19 protein-coding genes are annotated in these 18,894 nt (G+C 72.0%); 9 read left to right on the top strand and 10 right to left on the bottom strand.

Translation table 11 applies throughout. From position 1 onward, the window contains the following. The first annotated feature begins 17 nt into the window (after positions 1-17). The 3 genes from cydB to cydC all read left to right on the top strand — a co-directional run bounded on the left by cydB (position 18) and on the right by cydC (position 4,472). The gene (gene cydB / locus ABD204_RS00840) at positions 18-1,049 is read left to right on the top strand and encodes a cytochrome d ubiquinol oxidase subunit II (protein ID WP_194422841.1); all 1,032 of its coding nucleotides are present in this window, start codon (positions 18-20) and stop codon (positions 1,047-1,049) included. Positions 1,050-1,122: 73 nt separating this feature from the next. After that, entirely contained in the window at positions 1,123-2,784 is a 1,662-nt protein-coding gene (gene cydD, locus ABD204_RS00845; RefSeq protein ID WP_194422842.1) for a thiol reductant ABC exporter subunit CydD, read from the top strand. Continuing rightward, on the top strand, positions 2,781-4,472 hold the full coding sequence (cydC, locus tag ABD204_RS00850) for a thiol reductant ABC exporter subunit CydC (protein WP_194422843.1): 1,692 nt from the start codon (positions 2,781-2,783) through the stop codon (positions 4,470-4,472). The genes cydD and cydC overlap by 4 nt, the downstream gene beginning before the upstream one ends. A 4-nt stretch (positions 4,473-4,476) precedes the next feature. Here the strand turns inward: cydC and ABD204_RS00855 are convergent, their stop codons facing one another. The 6 genes from ABD204_RS00855 to ABD204_RS00880 all read right to left on the bottom strand — a co-directional run bounded on the left by ABD204_RS00855 (position 4,477) and on the right by ABD204_RS00880 (position 9,736). Continuing rightward, entirely contained in the window at positions 4,477-6,021 is a 1,545-nt protein-coding gene (locus ABD204_RS00855; protein WP_194422844.1) for an SDR family oxidoreductase, read from the bottom strand. 68 nt (positions 6,022-6,089) lie between these two features. Next, positions 6,090-6,695 (bottom strand): GNAT family N-acetyltransferase, encoded by a 606-nt coding sequence (locus ABD204_RS00860; protein ID WP_194422845.1) that lies wholly within the window; start codon positions 6,693-6,695, stop codon positions 6,090-6,092. After that, positions 6,692-7,807 carry a sulfate/molybdate ABC transporter ATP-binding protein gene (locus ABD204_RS00865; protein ID WP_194422846.1) on the bottom strand — a complete coding sequence of 372 codons (1,116 nt, stop codon included), beginning with the start codon at positions 7,805-7,807 and terminating at the stop codon, positions 6,692-6,694. The genes ABD204_RS00860 and ABD204_RS00865 overlap by 4 nt, the downstream gene beginning before the upstream one ends. Then, a complete protein-coding gene (locus ABD204_RS00870) occupies positions 7,804-8,604 on the bottom strand; it encodes an ABC transporter permease (RefSeq protein ID WP_194422847.1) in 801 nt (266 codons plus the stop codon). The genes ABD204_RS00865 and ABD204_RS00870 overlap by 4 nt, the downstream gene beginning before the upstream one ends. Further along, on the bottom strand, positions 8,604-9,344 hold the full coding sequence (modA, locus tag ABD204_RS00875; RefSeq protein WP_194422848.1) for a molybdate ABC transporter substrate-binding protein: 741 nt from the start codon (positions 9,342-9,344) through the stop codon (positions 8,604-8,606). Before modA ends, ABD204_RS00870 begins: the two co-directional genes overlap by 1 nt. After that, entirely contained in the window at positions 9,344-9,736 is a 393-nt protein-coding gene (locus ABD204_RS00880; protein WP_194422849.1) for a TOBE domain-containing protein, read from the bottom strand. Before ABD204_RS00880 ends, modA begins: the two co-directional genes overlap by 1 nt. Positions 9,737-9,802: 66 nt before the next feature. Here ABD204_RS00880 and ABD204_RS00885 point away from each other — a divergent pair, with 66 nt between their 5' ends. From ABD204_RS00885 to ABD204_RS00905, 5 genes are read left to right on the top strand one after another with little or no spacing between them, the layout of a single operon-like run. Continuing rightward, a complete protein-coding gene (locus ABD204_RS00885; RefSeq protein WP_194422850.1) occupies positions 9,803-10,912 on the top strand; it encodes a ThiF family adenylyltransferase in 1,110 nt (369 codons plus the stop codon). Then, positions 10,909-12,147: a molybdopterin molybdotransferase MoeA gene (locus ABD204_RS00890; protein ID WP_194422851.1), complete on the top strand. Its 1,239-nt coding sequence runs from the start codon at positions 10,909-10,911 to the stop codon at positions 12,145-12,147. Before ABD204_RS00885 ends, ABD204_RS00890 begins: the two co-directional genes overlap by 4 nt. Continuing rightward, positions 12,144-12,626 (top strand): cyclic pyranopterin monophosphate synthase MoaC, encoded by a 483-nt coding sequence (moaC, locus tag ABD204_RS00895; RefSeq protein ID WP_194422852.1) that lies wholly within the window; start codon positions 12,144-12,146, stop codon positions 12,624-12,626. The genes ABD204_RS00890 and moaC overlap by 4 nt, the downstream gene beginning before the upstream one ends. Next, a complete protein-coding gene (locus ABD204_RS00900; RefSeq protein ID WP_194422853.1) occupies positions 12,623-13,492 on the top strand; it encodes an NTP transferase domain-containing protein in 870 nt (289 codons plus the stop codon). The genes moaC and ABD204_RS00900 overlap by 4 nt, the downstream gene beginning before the upstream one ends. Continuing rightward, on the top strand, positions 13,489-13,749 hold the full coding sequence (locus ABD204_RS00905) for a MoaD/ThiS family protein (RefSeq protein WP_194422854.1): 261 nt from the start codon (positions 13,489-13,491) through the stop codon (positions 13,747-13,749). The genes ABD204_RS00900 and ABD204_RS00905 overlap by 4 nt, the downstream gene beginning before the upstream one ends. A gap of 8 nt (positions 13,750-13,757) precedes the next feature. Here ABD204_RS00905 and moaA read toward each other — a convergent pair whose 3' ends face one another. Genes moaA through ABD204_RS00925 form a run of 4 tightly spaced genes read right to left on the bottom strand, consistent with a single transcriptional unit; the run spans position 13,758 to position 17,999 of the window. Further along, positions 13,758-14,783 carry a GTP 3',8-cyclase MoaA gene (gene moaA / locus ABD204_RS00910; RefSeq protein ID WP_194422855.1) on the bottom strand — a complete coding sequence of 342 codons (1,026 nt, stop codon included), beginning with the start codon at positions 14,781-14,783 and terminating at the stop codon, positions 13,758-13,760. Next, positions 14,762-15,190 carry a molybdenum cofactor biosynthesis protein MoaE gene (locus ABD204_RS00915; RefSeq protein WP_194422856.1) on the bottom strand — a complete coding sequence of 143 codons (429 nt, stop codon included), beginning with the start codon at positions 15,188-15,190 and terminating at the stop codon, positions 14,762-14,764. Before ABD204_RS00915 ends, moaA begins: the two co-directional genes overlap by 22 nt. Beyond that, positions 15,190-15,669, bottom strand: coding sequence for a MogA/MoaB family molybdenum cofactor biosynthesis protein (locus ABD204_RS00920; RefSeq protein WP_194422857.1), 480 nt, complete (start codon positions 15,667-15,669; stop codon positions 15,190-15,192). Before ABD204_RS00920 ends, ABD204_RS00915 begins: the two co-directional genes overlap by 1 nt. Then, the gene (locus tag ABD204_RS00925; RefSeq protein ID WP_194422858.1) at positions 15,666-17,999 is read right to left on the bottom strand and encodes an FdhF/YdeP family oxidoreductase; all 2,334 of its coding nucleotides are present in this window, start codon (positions 17,997-17,999) and stop codon (positions 15,666-15,668) included. Before ABD204_RS00925 ends, ABD204_RS00920 begins: the two co-directional genes overlap by 4 nt. A gap of 50 nt (positions 18,000-18,049) precedes the next feature. Here ABD204_RS00925 and fdhD point away from each other — a divergent pair, with 50 nt between their 5' ends. Continuing rightward, positions 18,050-18,892, top strand: a complete 843-nt coding sequence (gene fdhD, locus ABD204_RS00930; protein ID WP_194422859.1) for a formate dehydrogenase accessory sulfurtransferase FdhD — start codon at positions 18,050-18,052, stop codon at positions 18,890-18,892. The last annotated feature ends 2 nt before the right edge of the window (positions 18,893-18,894 follow it).

The following is an 18,894-nucleotide window of genomic DNA, read 5'->3' on the forward strand; positions in this document are numbered from 1 at the left end:
CACGTCAGGAGCACATCATGGATCTCGCATACCTGTGGTTCTGGATCGTCGGCTTCCTGTTCGTGGGCTATTTCGTCCTCGACGGGTTCGACTTCGGCGTCGGCATGTCGCTGCCGTTCCTGGGCAAGAACGACGTTTCCCGCCGTCAGATCATCAACACCATCGGCCCGGTCTGGGACCTCAACGAGACGTGGGTGATCGTCGCCGGCGCGTGCCTGTTCGCCGCGTTCCCGGAATGGTACGCCACGCTGTTCAGCGGCTTCTATCTGCCGCTGCTGCTCATCCTGCTGGCCCTCATCGCCCGAGGGGTCTCGTTCGAGTACCGACACCAGCGCGAGGGCGAGCAGTGGAAGCGGCGCTTCGATTGGATGATCGTGATCGGCTCGGCCGTGCCGGCGCTGCTGTGGGGTGTCGCGGTGGCGAACATCGTGCAAGGCGTGCCGATCGACGCGGACTTCGAGTTCACCGGCACGCTGCTGACCCTCCTGAACCCCTACGGCCTCCTCGGCGGCGCGACCACGCTGCTGCTGTTCTTCACGCACGGGCTGTACTTCGTGGCGCTGAAGACCGATGGGCAGGTCCACCGCGATGCGCGCGCGCTCGCCAAGCGTTCGGGCATCGTGACGGTCGCAGTGGCCGCGGTCTTCCTGGTGTGGACGATCTTCATCGCCGCCGGTCGGGAGGCACCGCTGATCGCCTTCGTGGTCGTCGGCGCCGGGATCGCAGCGGTCGCCCTGATCATGTCGCTGGTGTTCAACGCCCGCGATCGCGAGGGCTGGGCGTTCGGGGCCGGGGCGGTCACCATCGTCGCGGCCGTGCTCACGCTCTGGTTCGCCCTGTTCCCCTACGTGATGCCCTCGACGACCGACCCGTCCTACAGCCTCACGATCGAGAACGCGTCGAGCACCGACTACACCCTCACGATCATGACGTGGGCGGCACTGATCTTCCTGCCGCTCGTGCTGGCCTACCAGGCATGGACCTACTGGGTCTTCCGCAAGCGCGTCACCCGCGACGTGATCGAGCGCGCGTCGGTCAGCCCCCACTGAGCACCGTCCGCTGCGGGCCGTCCTCCCCCGGGAGGGCGGCCCGCGCCATCCGAGCGAGTAGGGTCGAAGCGACGTGAGCGAGACAGGACGAGCCGAGCGGCGCACCCCTCCGGTGGATCCGCGCCTGTTGCGCTACGCGCGGGCGTCACGGGGCTTCTTCGGGGCGATCGCGGCGATCTCCCTCGCCCAGACCCTCGTGGTCATCGCCTTCGCGTGGCTGGTGACGCAGGCGGTCACCGGCGTCGTCGACGGGGCGGCGCCTTCCGAGCTCGTCCCGACACTCGCCGCCCTCTCGGGTGTGGTCGCGCTCCGGGCGGGCCTGCTCTGGGCGCGTGAAGCGGTGTCCTCACGTGCCGCCGCGCGGGTGGAGTCGCAGCTCCGGGACCGCCTGCTCGACGCAGTGGACCGACTCGGGCCGGGATGGCTCGCCGGCCGCTCGAGCGCCGCTCTGGCCGTGACCGCCGGTCGCGGTCTCGCCTCGCTCGAGGCATACTTCGGCCGCTACCTCCCCCAGCTGGTCATGACCGTCATCGCGACCCCGTTGCTGGTGGCGGTGATGTGGTGGCAGGACTGGATCTCAGGGATCACGGTCGTCGTCACCCTCCCGCTCATCCCCTTCTTCATGGTGCTGATCGGACTGGCCACGCAAGCGCTGCAGGCCCGACAGTGGAAGACGCTGCAGCACCTCGCCTCGCGCTTCGCCGACACCGTCCAGGGCCTGGGGACCCTCAAGGTGTTCGGCCGTCAGCACCGCGCGGTCGACGCGGTCGGCCGTGTGACCGACACCTACCGTCTCGAGACGATGAAGGTGCTCCGGGTGTCGTTCCTTTCGGGTTTCGCGTTGGAGTTCCTGGCGAGCATCTCGGTGGCGATCATCGCCGTCTCCATCGGTTTCCGCCTCATCGACGGATCGATGCTGCTCGCCGTCGGCCTGTTCGTGCTGTTGCTGGCCCCCGAGGCGTATCTGCCGTTGCGACAGGTGGGTGTGCAGTTCCACGCCGCCGCGGAGGGGGTGGCCGCCACCTCCGATGTCTTCGAGGTGCTGGATGCGGCCCGCGACCGCGGCACGGACGAGAACCGACAGACGGCGCCTCGCACGACCGGTGCCCTCGCGCTGCGCGACGTGCGGGTCCGACGCGGCGATCGAGATCTCCCGACGGTGTCCTTCACGGCTTCTCCGGGGACGCTCACCCTGGTCGTCGGACCCAGCGGCGCCGGCAAGTCCAGCCTGCTGGCCGCCCTGCTGGGCTCCGCCGAGTACCGCGGGTCGGCGACGTGGGCCGGTCACGAGGCCTGCTCACTGACCCCCGCCTCCTGGATCGCGTGGGCCGGACAGCGCCCGGGGCTGTCGGCGGGCACCGTCGCCGAGAACGTCGCGCTCGGCGACGAGACCCCCGACCACGCCCGCGTGCGCGTGGCACTCGCCGCCGCCTGCGCCCCCGAGATCGACCCCGCCACGGTCTTGGGCGTGCAGGGGTCCGGGCTCTCCGGCGGTCAGGCGCAGCGCGTCGCCGTCGCCCGCGCGCTGTACCGCCGAGACGCCCAACGCCTGCCGGTGCTCGCACTCGACGAGCCCAGCGCCGCGCTCGACGCCGAGACCGAATCGGCACTGTGGCGATCGGTGCGCGCACAGGCCGACGCGGGAGCGATCGTCCTGCTCGTGTCGCACCGCGAGACTGCGCGCGAGATCGCCGATCAGGTCATCGACCTCTCCCCCGCGGAGGTGCCCGCATGAGCGCCCCGACGCCGACAAAGCGCCTCGACACACCCACACGGGCGGTGTTGCGTGGGGCGATGCCCCCGGCACGCCGGTTCTGGCCCGCGATCGCCTCCGGCTTCGCCTCGGAGGCTTCCGCCGTCGCGCTGCTGGCGGTGAGCGCCTGGCTCATCGTGCGGGCGAGCGAACAGCCGCCGGTGCTGTACCTGACCGCCGCCGTCGTGGGGGTCAGGTTCTTCGCGATCGCGCGGGCCTGCTTCCGCTACCTCGAGCGGCTGACCGGTCACGACGCGACGTTGCGCCAACTCGCCGCCACGCGCACCGACCTGCTCCGCCGTCTGGTCCCGCTCGCGCCCGACGGACTGTCGGGCGCGCGCCGCGGATCGGTGCTGTCGAACCTCGTCGACGATGTCGACGACCTCCAGAACCTGCCGTTGCGCGTGGTCCAGCCCCTGCTGTCGTCGGCGACGGTCGCGGTGGGCGCGGTGGTGCTGGTCGCCGTCGTGGCCTGGCCGGCGGCGCTGACGTTACTCGCCTGTCTCCTCGCCGCCGGGCTGGCCGCATGGGGCTGGGGCTGGATTGCGGGATCGCGCGCCGAACACGACGTCGCGCCGCTGCGCGGTCGCCTCGCCGATGCCGTCCTCGACCACCTCGCCAACCTCGACGTGCTCGTCGCGTTCGGCGCCGAGCACCGCAGCCGCGCGAGCGTGCGCGACGCCGACCACGCCCTCCGGCGCGCCGTCGTCCGCCGCGCGGGGGCCCAGGCCGGCACCGCGGCGATCGTGTCGCTGCTTGCCGGCGCAGCCACCCTCGCCGCGGTCGTCGCCACCGCGCCGTCGGTGGCGGACGACGTGCTGACTGCGCCGGGCTTCGCGGTCGCCGTCCTCGTTCCCATGGCGGTGTTCGAGGTGTTCGCGTCCGTGCCGCTGGCCGCGGCGTCGTGGCGGCAGGTGCGCGGTTCCGCCGAGCGCATCGCGGCGGCCGTGCCGGCGGAGGTCCCGGTCGAGCTGGCCCCCGAGACACCGGCGGCCGGGGTCGCACCCGAGCTCGGAGCCGGCCTGCGCCTGCGCGAGGTCAGCGCGCGCTGGCCCGGCGCGACGGCCCCCGCGCTCCGCGGGATCGACCTCGACGTGGCTCCCGGCGAGCGACTCCTGGTCGTCGGCTCCAGCGGTGCGGGCAAGTCCACGCTCGCGCACGTCCTCGTCCGGTTCCTGGACGTCGAAGGTGCCTACACGATCGGCGGGCGGTCCGTCGCGGAGTTCTCCCCGGACGACGTGCGGCAGACCGTGGGGTTGTGCGAGCAAGATCCGATGCTGTTCGACGAGGACATCCGCCAGAACCTCGTCTTCGCGCGCGACACCGCCACCGACGCCGACCTGGAGGCCGTGCTGGAGCGCGTCGGGCTCGGCCCATGGCTGCGCGAGCGTGGCGGGCTCGACGCGCGGGTCGGGGAACGCGGCGCGCTCGTCTCCGGCGGTCAGGCCCAGCGCCTGGCCCTGGCCCGCGCCCTGTTGCGCGGTTTCCCGGTGCTCGTGCTCGACGAACCCACCGCCGGTGTCGACCCCACCGCCTCCGATGCGCTGCTCACCGACCTGCTGCGGGCGACGCGCGACGACCAAGCCGTCGTGCTCATCTCCCACGTGCGCGTGCCCGCCGGGCTCGTCGACCGGACCGTCCGCATCGCCCACGGCCGGATCGCACACTGATCGTTCAGGCGCCGGAGGCGGTGGCGCGATCTTCCGCCGCCGCGGTGATACGCGCGGCCATCCCCGTGAAGATGAGGCCGTGGAACGGCAACACGGCCAGCCAGTAGAGGCGTCCGGTCAATCCCCGAGGGAAGAAGATCGCACGCTGGTCGTACCGTGCCCCGTCACCCGCCGCGGATGCACGAAGTTCCAACCAGGCTGAGCCGGGGACCTTCATCTCGGCCCGGAGGCGGAGAAGCTCACCCGGTTCGATGGCCTCCACCCGCCAGAAATCCAGGGCGTCCCCGACGCCGAGGCGGGCGCGACTACGCCGACCGCGCGCGAGCCCGACGCCCCCGACGAGACGGTCCATCCATCCGCGGACCGCCCAGAGCAGGCCCGCCGAGTACCACCCGTTCTCCCCACCGACGCCCTCGATGACGCTCCACAGTTGCTCGACGGGAGCCTCGGTCATCGCGGTGCGCGAGTCGGTGAACACCGTCCGGCCGGCCCAGTCGGGGTCGCTCGGAAGCGGATCACTGGGCACCCCCACCACGTCGGCGTCACGCCAGCTGGTCTCGACCTGATCGGAATCGACACGCCCCAGTGCGAGGCGCACCGCCTCGCGGTAGGGCATGAGCCCGTCGTCGGGCTGCGGGATGAGGTCGTCGACATCGTCGTTCTTGACCACGCACTCGTTCTGCAGCGACGCGACGAGGGGCCGTGCGATGGCGGCGGGGATGGGCGTGACCAGCCCCACCCAGTGGGAGGCGAGACCCGGGGTGAGCACCGGCAGAGGCGCGATCGCGCGCTGGGGAAGGCCGGCTTCGACCGCGTAGCCGTTCATCATCTGGCCGTAGCGCAACACGTCCGGTCCGCCGATGTCGACCGCGCGATCGACGTCGGCGGCGACGCGGGCGGCGCCGAGCAGGTAGTGCAGCACGTCACGGACCGCGATGGGCTGGATGCGGTTGCGCACCCAACGTGGTGCCGGCATGTACGGCAGCACCTCGGTGAGGTGGCGGACCATCTCGAAGGACGCCGACCCCGAGCCGATCACCACCCCCGCCTGCAGCACCAGCGCCGGAACGGTGGAGTCGAGGAACACCTCCCCCACCTCGACGCGCGAGCGCAGGTGCGGCGACAGGTCCGCATCCTCGGGGTGAAGCCCGCCGAGGTAGACGATCCGCGCCACACCCGTGCGCTCCGCGGCCTCGACGACGGCGCGTGCGGCGCGACGGTCGGCGTCTTCGAAGTCCCGCCCGGCGCCCATCGAATGGATGAGGTAGTACAGCACGTCCACGTCGTCGGCGGCCTCCGCGAGGGCCGCCGTGTCGGTGGCGGTGCCCTCGACGATCTCCACCTCTCGGCCCCACGGGAAGGCCACCACCCGCCGCGCATCCCGCGCGAGCACCCGCACCCGGTACCCCGCGGCGAGGAGCCGGGGGACGAGGCGACCGCCGATATAGCCGGTGCCGCCGAGCACGAGCGCACGTGGTGCGGTCCCGTCCTCGCGCGGTACGGCCTGGAGGGCGGGTTCACGCCCCGTGGGCGAGGAGATATCGTCCATGCCCAGGAGGTTACGCCTCGCAGGCTCTCCCTCCCGGGGGCTTGACGCGGGCGGTGGACGGCGCGCGTTCAGCGCGCGCGCAGTTCCCGCGCGAAGGCCTGCGCACCCTCGGGCGAGGGGACCGGGACGAACCCCAGCCGCCGATAGAACGCCAGCGCACCGTCGTTCCCCGCCCCGGCCACGAGGTGCAGTCCTGACACGCCGCGTTCGCGCAGAGCCGTGGTCAGCGTGTCGATGAGTCGGCGCCCCCATCCTTGCCCTTGAGCGGCCGGCAGCAGGTCGATGTGGAGATGCGCCGGGTAGGTGTCGCCGTACGGTTCCGCTCCGGCCTTCCGCTCCGCCGCGTAGCGGAGGAGACCCGCCTCGCGGTCGTGCGCGGCGCCCGCGGCCGTCCACGCGGCCCCGTGCGCAGGCCACCACCGGTCGTGGAACCAGTCCTCGAACTCCCGGGTCTCCGGTGCGCACACGATGTAACCGATCGCCACGTCGTCCTCGTCGGTGACGACGAAGGCCAGATCCGGGTGCCGCTCGAGGTAGGGCAGGACGAAGATCGTCGGCCAGATGGCGTCGTCGCTGAGCATCCCGGTCGCGTCTGCACCGTCGTCGGCGGTGCGCACGCAGATGTCCGCGACCGCCTCGCGATCGGTGGGACGGTAGAGGCGGATGCCGGTCACGGCGACAGGGTATCCCGCGGCGGAGGCGCCGGCACGAATCGGACCTGCGCGCCGTCCACGCCCAGGCACACGTCGCGTCCGACCTGCACGACGCGATCGGCGAGCACGTCGGTGCCGATCTCGGCGGCCACATCGGGCGCCGTGGTCTGCACGACGGCACCGAAGGGCACCGGCTCGATCCGCACGATCCGAGCCGCCCACGTCGCCCCCGACGGCGTCGGCCGTCCCGCCGCGCCGTCCCTCGCCTCGACGAGTCGGACCGCGCCGGGGCGGAACACCGCGTGGGCCTCGCCCTCCGGGGCCGCCGCTGCGTCCAGGACCGGTCCCACACCGTCGGCGCCGGTCCACACGCCGCCCCGCACCGTACCCCGGACGCGGTTGAGCCCGGCGACGGCGGCGACGAACCGGGTCGACGGTGCGCGCAACACCTCCGCGACCGGACCCCGCTGCGTCACCGCCCCGTCCTCCACGATGACGACGCGATCGGCGAGGGCGGCCGCGTCGACCGCGGAGTGGGTGACGAGGATGGCCGTGACCCCGGTCGCGCGGAGCTGGTCGCGCAGGACGCCGCGGATCTCCGAGGCCGTCTCCACGTCGAGTCCGGTGAGGGGCTCATCCAGCAGCACGACAGCCGGATCGGCGGCGAGTGCCCGTGCGAGAGCGGCCCGTTGCTGCTGGCCACCGGACATCTCCGACGGGCGCCGGCGACCGAGTCCGCCCAGCCCGACCCGGTCGAGCCACCGGTCGGCGCGCCGTCGCGCATCGGCGCGCGGCACTCCTCCGGCACGGAGCGCGAACGCCACGTTCTCCCGCGCCGACAGGTGCGGGAACAGCAACGGATCCTGCCCCAGAAGGGCCACACCGCGCCGTGCCGGCGGCACGTGGTGATGCGGTGCGGACACGACGCGATCGGCGACGCGCACGTGGCCGGCATCGAGTCGGTCCAGCCCTGCGAGCGCTCCCAGCAGCGTGGACTTGCCGGCACCGCTCGGGCCGAGCACGGCGACGACCTCCCCGGCGGCTGCTTCGACAGAGACGTCGAGCACGAACCCTCCGGAGCGCTCCACGCGCACGACCGCGTCCAGCGCGGCCCCCGACCGTGCGAGGGTCATCGGGTCGCCCCCGGCCGCCAGCCCCGCACAAGCAGCAGCACCGCGACGGCGGTCACCAGCAAGAGCAGAGACAGCGCCACGGCGGTGCCCTGCCCCACACCCGAACCGTTGAAGGCGGTGTATATGGCCAGGGGCATCGTCTGCGTGACGCCCGGGGCGTTCCCCGCGAACAGGGCGGTCGCCCCGAACTCGCCGAGCGCGCGCGCGAAGGCCAACACGACTCCGGCGACGATGCCCGGCAACGCGAGAGGCAGAGTGACCCGCCACAGGATGCGCCAGCGCCCGGCACCGAGTGTCGACGCGACGGTTTCGTACCGGGTGCCGGCGGTGCGCAACGCCCCCTCGAGGGCGAGGACGAGGAAAGGCAGCGCGACGAAGGTCTGGGCGATCACCACCGCCGTCGTGGTGAACGCCAGGCTCGCCCCCCCGAGCAGCGCACCGAGGGGACCGGAGCGGCCGAACAGGTACAGCAGGGCGACCCCGCCCACCATCGGTGGGAGCACCAGCGGCACGGTCACGACGGCGCGGAGAACGCCCGCCACGCGCTCCCCGGAGCGCGCGATCACGAGCGCCAGCGGGATGCCGAGGACGACACAGCATGCCGTGGCCGCGACCGCCGTCTGCAGCGACAGCCGCAGCGCCGCCAGGGCCTCCACGGAGGTGATGTCACTCCACAACGTCGACCACTCCACCCGCGCGACGAGGGCGATCAGGGGCACGATCAGCAGCGCGAGTCCCAGCACGGCGGGAACGGCCAGGACGGGCGGGAGGAACCCTCCGCGTCGACGATCGGACATCACGGCGCCCCGAAGCCCGCCGACTCCAGCACCGACCGCCCCTCGTCCGACAGGACGAAGGCGACGAACGACTCCCCCGCCGCATCCCCGGCCTCGAGGGCGACGATCGGATACCGGTTGACGACCTCCGCGACCCCGGCCGGCGCGATCGCCTCGACCCGTTCCTCCGCCGCCGCGTCGGTGAGGTACACCACCCCCGCATCGGCTTCTCCGGCGGCGACCTTGGTGAGAACCGCGGTGACGTTCTGCTCGACGCTTACCGGGGTCACCTCGACACCGGCGCGTTCGAGCAGTGCACGCGCCGCGGACCCGCAGGGGACGTCGTCGGCGCAGCGCACGAAAGAGACCCCGGGTGCCACGAGGTCCGCCGGCTCGGAGATCCCCGCGGGGTTGCCCTCCGGGACGATGAGCACCGGCGTGTTCGTCGCGAAGACGACGGGTTCGCCGCCGTACCCGCCGTCGACGACGACCGCCATCGTGCGCTCGTCCGCCGAGGCGAACACGTCCGCCGGTGCACCCTCGACGATCTGCGTCGCGAGGGTCGACGACCCGTCGTACACGACCGGTTCGACGACGATCTCAGGATGCCGCGCGGCGAACTCCGCCACCAGCTCGTCGAAGGCACCCTGCAGCGATGCGGCCGCATACACGCGCAGGGTCGCCTCCGCGGAAGGCGATCCCGCACATCCCGAGAGCACGAGCGCGAGGAGGCCGACCGCGGCGAGAGCGGGGCGACGCATCAGGACCGCGGCGCTTCGACGATCACGTTCGTGGCCTTGACCACCGCGACGGCGAGCGAGCCGACCGCGAGCCCCATCTCTTCCACCGCCTCGCGCGAGAGCAGGGAGACCACCCGGTGGGGGCCGGCCTGGATGTCCACCTGCGCCATGACGCCGTCCGCCTCGATGCGGGTGACCAGTCCGACGAAGCGGTTGCGGGCGCTGCGGGCGACCCCGGTGGGGTCTTCCGTTCCGCGCGCGGTCTCCACCGCCCGTGCCGCCAGGTCCGCGCCCTCGATCCGCACGGGGGCATCCCCGGTGGCCGTGAGGAGACCGGCATCGATCCATCGGCGCACGGTGTCGTCACTCACTCCGAGCAGAGAAGCGGCTTCAGAAACCCGATATGCGGCCATTTCATGAGAATATCACCGCTTCCGCGGATAGAGACACGGTGGTGAGTTCGGGCGTAGCGTGGTGTCATGACGTTCCCGCCGCTCGTGGCACCCGTCGACGCCCTCATTCCCGACGAGGCGTCGCGAACCGCACGCCACCATGCCCTGCCGCAGGTCGGCGACGCCGGACAACGACGACTCGCCGCGGCGCGAATCGCCGTGGTCGGGGCCGGAGGCCTGGGCAGCCCGGTCATCCTCGCCCTCGCGGCGGCCGGTGTGGGGATGCTGCGGATCATCGACGACGACCACGTCGAGGTGTCCAACCTGCAACGCCAGATCATCCATGACCTCGACACCATCGGCGACGCCAAGGCGGAATCGGCCGCACGACGGGCCCGAGCACTCTCCCGCGCGATCCGGGTCGAGACGGTCACCGAGCGTTTGGGCGCGGACAACGCGGGGCGCCTCCTCGACGGGTGCGATCTGGTGATCGACGGCAGCGACTCCTTCGCCACGCGCGACGTCGTCGACGCCGCGTGCGCCCGTCTCGGCGTCCCGGTCGTGTGGGGTTCGGTCCTGGGCGGATTCGCGCAGGTGACGGTCTTCTGGGCGACCCCTCCGGAGCCGGCGACCGGCATCCGCCTGTCTGATCTGTTCCCTCCCGGGGCCGCCGGAGAGCCTCCCAACTGCGCGACGGCGGGCGTTCTGGGCACGCTGTGTCTCCATGCCGGGGCTGTGATGGCGACAGAGGCCGTCAAGCTCGTCATGGGGGTCGGCGAACCCCTGTTCGGGCGCATCTGCGTACTCGACGCCTTCGGCGCGAAGCAGCGCGAGCTCCCGTTGCGGCCGTCCCCGACCCCGATCGCCGGCACCGCCACCCCGGCGATCGGGCGCGTGAGCGTGGCCACCCTGCGTGCCACGCTCGACGACGATCGGGCACCGACCCTTCTCGATGTGCGGGAGGCGGAGGAGGTCGCCGGCGGACGGATCCCCGGCGCCGTGCACATCCCCCTCGCGCACGTGCTCGCCGACCCCCTCGTCGCGGGCGCCGCGCGCGTGGTCGTGGTGTGCGAACGCGGTCCCCGCGCCGAACGGGCCGCCGAGGCCCTGCGCGCCGCCGGCGTCGAGGCCACCGTCCTCGATGGCGGCATGGCCGCGTGGCGCGCCGCGCAGCGACGGGCGGTGGGTGTCGCGTGAGCGTACTCCTCACCGTCGAGCAGCATCGGGACCGCATCCTCGACACCCTCACCCCGTTCGCGACGCAGACCGTCCCGCTCCCGCAGGCCGGCGGCCTCGTCTGCGCGGCCGATGCCCGGGCCGCCGTGGACATCCCCGTGTTCGACAACTCCGCGATGGACGGGTTCGCGGTACGGGCCGCAGACCTGGCGTCGGCGAGTGCCGACGCCCCCGTGACGTTGGACGTCGTCGCCGATCTCCCCGCGGGCTCTTCCGTCGATCCGCCGCTCGCTCCCGGACAGGCCGCCCGCATCATGACCGGCTCCGCCGTGCCGACGGACGCGGACGCCGTCGTGCCGGTCGAGCACACCACCGCGGCTCTGGATGCATCCCTCACCCGCACCGAGGTGACGGTCGCACCGGGCGTCGGACAGCACATCCGTCGCCGGGGCGGCGACCTCGCCGCGGGAGAGGTCGTGGTGCGCGCGGGCGAGGTGCTCACGGCTTTCCGCCTCGCGGCCCTGGCCGCCGCCGGGATCGCCGAGGTGACCACCCGCCGGCGCGTCCGCCTGGCGATCGTCTCCACGGGCAGCGAACTGGTCACCCCGGGCGAGCACATGCGTCGCGGCCAGATCCCCGAGTCCAACGGCGTACTCCTGGCGGCCCTGGCCGCCGAGTCGGGCGCCGCCGTCGTGCACATCACGCGGGTCGCCGACGACGGCGCGGCCTTCCGCGCGGCCCTCGCCGCGGCACAGGATGCCGGAGCCGATGCCGTCGTGTGCACGGGCGGGGTGAGCGTGGGCGCCTACGAGGTGGTGCGCGACGTGCTCGAAGGCGATCGGGTGCGGTTCGACAAGGTCGCGATGCAACCCGGCAAACCCCAGGGGTTCGGCGTGCTCGACGGTGGCCTGCCGGTCTTCTGCCTCCCCGGCAACCCGGTGAGCGTAGCGGTCTCGTGGGAGACGTTCGTGCGCCCCGCGCTCGGGTACCTCCAGGGGCGGAGCGACCTGGATCGCCCGGTGATCCGCCTTCGCGCCGCCACGGGGTGGCGCACCCCTCAGGGGCGGCGCCAGTACCTTCCGGCGGCGATCGACCGAGCGGACGCGGCGGCATGGACCGTGCGGCCGGCGACCGGCGGCGGGTCGGGTTCGCACCTGGCCGGTGGGCTCGCTCACGCCGAGGCGTACGCCGTCGTGCCGGCCGAGGTCGACGCGGTGGCGGCGGGTGATCTCGTGGCTGTCATGCTGGTGTCATGAGCACGCAGCCCTTCACCCATCTCGACGGCGACGGTCATGCCCGAATGGTCGACGTCACCGCGAAACAGCCCACGGTGAGGGCCGCGACGGCCACCGGGTTCGTCCGATGCTCCGACACGGCCGTCGCGGCCCTGCGCGACGGCTCCGTCCCGAAGGGCGATGTGCTCGCGGTCGCCCGGATCGCGGGTATCCAGGGCGCCAAGCGCACGGCCGAGCTGCTGCCGCTGGCGCACATCATCGGCGTGCACGGGGCGGTGATCGACCTCGAGGTCGTCGACGACGGTGTCGAGATACGCGCGACCGTGCGCACCGCCGACCGCACGGGGGTCGAGATGGAGGCCTTCACCGCGGTCTCGGTCGCCGCCTTGTCGATCGTGGACATGCTCAAGGGGGTCGACCGGTTCGTGCAGATCGAACGCGTCCGCCTGGAAGCCAAGACCGGCGGACGGTCCGGAGAGTGGTCCCGCGGCGACGCATGAGCCCGACACTCGAGGCCATCGTGCTCGCGGGCGGCCGCTCGACGCGGTTCGGCGCCGACAAGGCCGCCGCCACCATCGACGAGGAGACCCTGCTCCAGCGCGTGGTCGACGCGGCACGCGCCGCGGGTGCGCGCCGGGTCATCGTCGTCGGCGATGTGCGGCCGCTCCGCCCGGACCCCCGGGTGACCTGGCGCCGGGAGTCTCCCGTCTTCTCCGGCCCCGCCGCCGCGATCGCGACCGGTGTGAAGGCGGTGACAGCCGAAGAGGTCTTCGTGCTCGCGTGCGATCTGCGCCACCCCGCCCGAGTGGTCGCGATGCTGGAGCGCATCCCCGCGGGCGTCGACGGCGTCGTCCCGGTCGACGGAGGTGGCCGGGAGCAGTGGCTCGCCGGCCGCTACCGAACCCGGGCGCTCCGTGATGCGGTGCGTGTCGCGGGAGACCTCACCGGGGCGCCGGTGACGCTCCTCCTGCGCCCGGTGGCATGTGCGCATCCGCACCTGCCCACCGACATCGTCGCCGACGTGGACACCCGCGGCGATCTCGACGAAGCTGGAGGGAGGGCACCCGGTGCCCGAGGAACGGAGGACGACATGGCCGACTCGAAGACGCACCTGAGCCCGGAAGACCTCGACACGTGGGTCTCGGCGATGCGTGATCGGTTCGATCTTCCGGTCGACACCGTGCCGACGGTGGAGATCCTCGGGCTCGCCCGCGACGCCGCCCACGCGATCGCCCGTCCCGCCGCCCCGCTGGCCACCTTCGTGGCGGGCTTCGTCGCCGCGCGGGAGGGAGCCGACAAGACCGATGTCATCGAGGCGATCGCCGCACTCTCGGAGCTGGCCGACGATTGGGAGGGTCAGGATTGACCTCTTCCGCGACCACCTCGTCGACGGTCACGGTACGGTTCTTCGCCGCGGCGGAGGAGGCTGCGGGAACCGAGGCCGGCTCGTATTCGGCGCGCGACGTCGCCGTCCTGCGCGACACGCTCATCCGCACGCACCCCGACCTCGCGGCCGTGCTCCCGCGTTGCGCGCTCCTGGTGGACGGGGTCCGCGCCGATGACACCACGTCTCTGATCGGCGCCGCCACGGTCGACGTGCTGCCGCCTTTCGCGGGCGGTTGACGGGCGAATCAACCGCCGATCGCGCTCATCGGACGTTGCGGCTGCAGGAAACCGGGCTCATCGATACCGTGCCCCGGCAGTTTGCCCGCGATCGAGCGTCGAAGCAGATCGGCGATGTCGTCGTCTCCGGCGTCCCCGCGCAGCAGCGGAAGCAGGTCGGACTCCTCGCGTGCGAACAGGCAGTTGCGGATCTGACCGTCCGCGGTGAGCCGGACGCGGTCGCACGCGCCACAGAACGGAGCGGTCACCGACGCGATCACCCCGACCGTCGCCGGTCCGCCGTCGACGCGGAAGATCTCCGCCGGGGACGCACCGCGATCACCGACCGGTTCCAACGTGAACGCCGCGCGCAGCGCGTCGAGGATCTCCTCCCCCCGGACCATCTCCACCCGTGACCAGATGTGACCGGCATCCAGCGGCATCTGCTCGATGAAGCGCATCTCGGCGTCACGCTCGACGGCGAAACGCACCAGATCGACCACCTCGTCGTCGTTGACCCCGCGCATCGCCACGGCGTTGAACTTCAGCGGTGCAAACCCCACCTCCCGGGCGGCTTCGATGCCGGCCAGGGTGTCGTCGAGACGGTCGCGCCGCGTCAGGTCGGCGAACCGCTCGCGCCGCAGCGTGTCGATCGAGATGTTCACCCGGGCCAGACCGGCGTCGCGCAACGGGCGGGCGAGTTTCGGCAACGCCAACGCGTTCGTCGTCATCGACACCTCGAGCGGGCCTTCGGGCCCCTCGATCGCCGCCATGCGGGCGACCACATCGACGACATCGCGTCGCAACAGCGGTTCACCGCCGGTCAAGCGCACCTCGGTGATCCCCAGGCTCGCGGCGACCTCCGCCACACGGGCCAGCTCGTCGGTGGTGAGGATGTTGTCCTTCGCCAGCCACTCCACGCCCTCCTCGGGCATGCAGTAGGTGCATCGCAACGAACAGCGATCGGTCAGCGAGATACGCAGGTCGCGATGCACGCGCCCGAATCGGTCGACGAGTGCGCCCGGAGACCCGATCACGATCCGATTCCCACCCATGCCGCGGCACCACCGGACTGGTGCTGCTTCTTCCACACCGGCAAGTCGGTCTTGATCGCCTCGATCAGCTCGCGGCTGGCGTCGAAGGCCTCGGCGCGGTGGGCCGAGGCGGCGACGACGACGACGGCGACATCACCCACGGCGAGTCGACCCACGCGATGCGTGACGGCGATCCGCGCGCGGTCACCGGCCGCGCGCGCCGCGAGCTCGCCGATGATGCGTTGTGCGTCGGGATGCGCGGTGTACTCCAGGGTGACGACCTCGCCCGCCGCCTCCGGGTCGTGGTCACGCACCGTCCCGATGAAGGTGTTGAGCGCACCCACCGCCGGATCGCGCACGGCCTCGATGTGGGCGGAGACGTCGATCGGATCCGCGCTGATCGCGGCGATGACCACCGTGGTCGACATCAGTGGTCGCCGCCTTCGATCTGCGAGAGGACGTGCGCGGCGATGCTCACGAGGAGCGGCATCCCGGAGGCGACGGCCCGCGGGGAGCCGGGCAGGTTCACGATCAGTGCGTCGCCGGCCACGCCGGAGCGCCCGCGCGACAGCGCGGCCAGGGGCGTCTCGGCCGCGCCGTCGGCACGGAGCCGCTCGGAGATTCCGGGGATCTCCCGGTCGAGGACCCGCAGCGTCCCCTCCGGTGTGAGGTCTCGCGCAGACACACCGGTTCCGCCGCAGGTCACGATCACCCGGACCCCCGCAGCGACGAGGCGCCGCAATTCGGCTTCGACCGCATCGGCGCCGTCGGGGATGATCACCGGGTCCGCACAGTCGAACCCGGCTTCACGGAGCGCGGTCACGGCGACGGGGCCGGTGGCGTCCTCGCGTACACCACGGTGGGACCGGTCGGAGACGGTCACGACGGCCGCGGTGAGAGAGGTCATCCCTCCACGATAGGTGCGGCCACCGGGTCGCGGCGCCGTTCGATCCTTACGATCACAGACTTCGACGTGGGGGTGCCGCTGACATCGGCGACCGACTCCAGAGGCACCAGCACGTTGGTCTCCGGGTAGTACGCCGCGGCGTTGCCCACGGGGGTGTCGTACGCCACCACACGAAAGGCCTCCGCGCGGCGCTCGATCGGCCCGCTCGCACCCGGCCATTCCGAGACGAGGTCGACGAGGTCGCCGTCGGACAGGCCGGACGCGTCGATGTCGACCGGGCTCACGAAGACGACGCGGCGTCCGCCCCGGATCCCACGATATCGATCGTCCTTGCCGTAGATCGTGGTGTTGTACTGGTCGTGGGAGCGCAGCGTCTGCAGCAGCAGTCGCCCGGCAGGGATACGCGGGTACTCCAGCGCGTTCGCCGTGAAGTGCGCACGCCCCGAGGGCGTCGTGAAGGCGCGCTCGCGAGCCCCGTTGGGCAGGCGGAACGAGCGTCCCTTCTCGATGCGTTCTTCGAAACGGTCGAACCCCGGCACGACATGCGAGATGTGTCGACGCACGGCGGCGTAGTCCTGTTCCAGCCGTCCCCAGTCCGCGCGCGGGGCCCCCGGCTCTCCCTCGAACACCAGCGCGCTCAACCGCGACACGATCGCCACCTCACTGAGCATGTCATCCGATGGTGGCCGCAATCGACCGCGCGATGCGTGCACCGAGCTCATGGAGTCCTCGACCGTGACCCGCTGCACGCGTCCGCCCCGCGTGTCACGGTCGGTGCGCCCGAGGGTGGGGAGGATGACCGCGCGAGATCCCGTCACCACGTGGGAGCGGTTGAGTTTGGTCGAGACCTGCACCGTCAGACGGGTGCGGCGCAACGCCGCCTCGGTGACCGCCGTGTCGGGCGCGGCGCTGACGAAGTTGCCGCCCATCCCCATGAACACCCGGACCTTCCCGTCGCGCATCGCACGGATCGACGCGACGGTGTCGAAGCCGGGGCGGCGGGGCGGATCGAAGCCGAACTCGGCACCGAGTGCGGCGAGGAAGGCCTCCGGCATCTTCTCGTAGATGCCCATCGTGCGATCTCCCTGCACATTGGAGTGGCCGCGCACCGGACACACGCCTGCGCCGGGGCGCCCGATGTCCCCCCGCAGCAGCAAGACGTTCACGACATCACGCAGCGTGGCCACGGAGTGTTTGTGCTGAGTGAGCCCCATGGCCCAGCACACGATGGTCCGTTCCGATTCCCGGAACCGGTCTGCGAGCGCCCGCAGTCGCGTCTGCGGCACCCCGGTCGCCTCGACCAGATCGGTCCACGCGACCTGGTCGACCGCCGCGCGGTACTCGTCGAAGCCCGCCGTGTACTCGTCGATGAAGGTCCGGTCGACCACGCCCCCGACCTGCGCCTCGACCTCGAGCAGGTGCTTGCCGATCGCCTGGAACAGCGCCTGGTCGCCGCCGAGGCGGATCTGGACGAATTCGTCGGCGATGGCGGTGCCGCCCGCGATCACCCCGTGGGCGGTCTGCGGGTTCTTGAACCGCTTCAGCCCCGCCTCCGGCAGCGGGTTGACCGCGACGACCACGGCGCCGCGCTGCTTGGCCTTCTCGACCGCGCTCAGCATCCGGGGATGATTCGTGCCGGGGTTCTGGCCCGCGATGATCAGCAGCTCGGCATCGTGGATGTCGTCGAGGGAGACCGTTCCCTTTCCCACGCCGAGGGTCTGCGTCAAGGCCGATCCGCTGGACTCGTGACACATGTTCGAGCAGTCGGGGAGATTGTTCGTCCCGATCCCACGCACCATCAGCTGATAGAGGAATGCGGCTTCGTTGGAGGTGCGGCCCGAGGTGTAGAAGACGGCCTGGTCGGGGCTGTCCAGCCCGCGCAGCTCATCGGCGACGAGGCGGAGGGCTTCGCCCCACGTGGCCGGTCGATAGTGGGTGGCCCCCTCGTCGAGGATCATCGGATCTGTCAACCGCCCCTGTTGACCGAGCCAGTAGTCGTCTCGCCCGGCGAGGTCGGCGACGGAGTGCGCGGCGAAGAACTCCGGCGTCACCCGGCGCAGGGTGGCCTCCTCGGCGACGGCCTTCGCGCCGTTCTCGCAGAACTCCGCGACGTGGCGCCGTTCCTCCTCCGGCCACGCGCATCCGGGGCAGTCGAAACCGTCCTTCTGGTTGACCCGGCGCAGCGTCTGTGCACTGCGGAGGACCCCCATCTGCGACACCGCCATCTGCAGGGCGTGGCGCACTGCGGGCACCCCGACGGCGCTGGTGGGCGGCGCGGCGACGCGCACCTCGGACTCGTCGATACCGTCCGTCGGTGCACCCGTCGCCATCCCCCGAGGGTACCGGTCGTGGCGGTGCGGAGCGGGACTATCGTGAGGGGATGGCACGCTCGACCGCCCGCCGCCGCATCGTCCGCGTGCGCATCGCCGTCGACGGATCGCGAACGGTGTCGCGACGCGAGGATGTGCTCGCCGCGGAGGAGCCGCTGGAGATCCGGATCGACGGATCGTCGTGGGCGGTCACCATGCGTACGCCTGGCGACGATTTCGACCTCGTCGCGGGTTTCCTCGTCGGCGAAGGCGTCATCGTCTCCCCCGACCAGCTGCGCACCCTCCGCTACTGCGCCGGGCGCGACGAGGAGGGCGCGCAGACGTACAACGTCATCGACGCGCAGCTGGGCCCCGGCGCCGTGCCGCCCTCGGAGGCGGCCGCGCGGCACAGCACCACCACGAGCGCATGCGGGATCTGCGGAACGGAGTCCATCGACGCGGTCGCCAAAGTGGCACGGCTACCGATCGGGCAGGTCGCGCCGCTGATCGACGCCGACGTCGTCGCGGCACTGCCGGATGCGCTCCGTGACGCCCAGCCGGTCTTCGACGCCACGGGCGGCGTCCATGCGGCGGGTCTGTTCACCGCCGGCGGCGATCTCGTGTGCGTGCGGGAGGATGTCGGCCGTCACAACGCCGTCGACAAGGTGATCGGATGGGCCCTGCGCGAGGGCCGCCTCCCCTTGGCGGACCTCGTGCTCCAGGTGTCGGGGCGCGCGTCGTTCGAACTTGTGCAGAAGGCGCGGCTCGCGGGCATCCCGATGCTCACGGCGGTGGGTGCGCCCTCGACGCTCGCCGCACAGCTGGCCGACGACAGCGGTGTCACCCTCGTCGGGTTCAGCCGCGGGGGCTCATTCGCGGTGCACACGCATGCGGAGCGCGTCCGCGGGCTGTGATG

Origin of the sequence: Microbacterium aquimaris (assembly GCF_039531285.1) — a bacterium.
Taxonomy (GTDB): Bacteria; Actinomycetota; Actinomycetes; order Actinomycetales; family Microbacteriaceae; genus Microbacterium; species Microbacterium aquimaris.

What these genes read in the sequence shown, in the direction of transcription:
- ABD204_RS00855 (WP_194422844.1), bottom strand. Translation starts at nt 6,021, where the DNA reads ATGGACGATATCTCCTCGCCCACGGGGCGTGAACCCGCCCTCCAGGCC.
- ABD204_RS00880 (WP_194422849.1), bottom strand. Translation starts at nt 9,736, where the DNA reads ATGGCCGCATATCGGGTTTCTGAAGCCGCTTCTCTGCTCGGAGTGAGT.
- moaC (WP_194422852.1), top strand. Translation starts at nt 12,144, where the DNA reads ATGAGCACGCAGCCCTTCACCCATCTCGACGGCGACGGTCATGCCCGA.
- cydC (WP_194422843.1), top strand. Translation starts at nt 2,781, where the DNA reads ATGAGCGCCCCGACGCCGACAAAGCGCCTCGACACACCCACACGGGCG.
- modA (WP_194422848.1), bottom strand. Translation starts at nt 9,344, where the DNA reads ATGCGTCGCCCCGCTCTCGCCGCGGTCGGCCTCCTCGCGCTCGTGCTC.
- moaA (WP_194422855.1), bottom strand. Translation starts at nt 14,783, where the DNA reads ATGGGTGGGAATCGGATCGTGATCGGGTCTCCGGGCGCACTCGTCGAC.
- ABD204_RS00865 (WP_194422846.1), bottom strand. Translation starts at nt 7,807, where the DNA reads ATGACCCTCGCACGGTCGGGGGCCGCGCTGGACGCGGTCGTGCGCGTG.
- ABD204_RS00920 (WP_194422857.1), bottom strand. Translation starts at nt 15,669, where the DNA reads ATGACCTCTCTCACCGCGGCCGTCGTGACCGTCTCCGACCGGTCCCAC.
- fdhD (WP_194422859.1), top strand. Translation starts at nt 18,050, where the DNA reads ATGGCACGCTCGACCGCCCGCCGCCGCATCGTCCGCGTGCGCATCGCC.
- ABD204_RS00885 (WP_194422850.1), top strand. Translation starts at nt 9,803, where the DNA reads ATGACGTTCCCGCCGCTCGTGGCACCCGTCGACGCCCTCATTCCCGAC.
- ABD204_RS00915 (WP_194422856.1), bottom strand. Translation starts at nt 15,190, where the DNA reads ATGTCGACCACGGTGGTCATCGCCGCGATCAGCGCGGATCCGATCGAC.
- ABD204_RS00925 (WP_194422858.1), bottom strand. Translation starts at nt 17,999, where the DNA reads ATGGCGACGGGTGCACCGACGGACGGTATCGACGAGTCCGAGGTGCGC.
- cydB (WP_194422841.1), top strand. Translation starts at nt 18, where the DNA reads ATGGATCTCGCATACCTGTGGTTCTGGATCGTCGGCTTCCTGTTCGTG.
- ABD204_RS00870 (WP_194422847.1), bottom strand. Translation starts at nt 8,604, where the DNA reads ATGTCCGATCGTCGACGCGGAGGGTTCCTCCCGCCCGTCCTGGCCGTT.
- ABD204_RS00900 (WP_194422853.1), top strand. Translation starts at nt 12,623, where the DNA reads ATGAGCCCGACACTCGAGGCCATCGTGCTCGCGGGCGGCCGCTCGACG.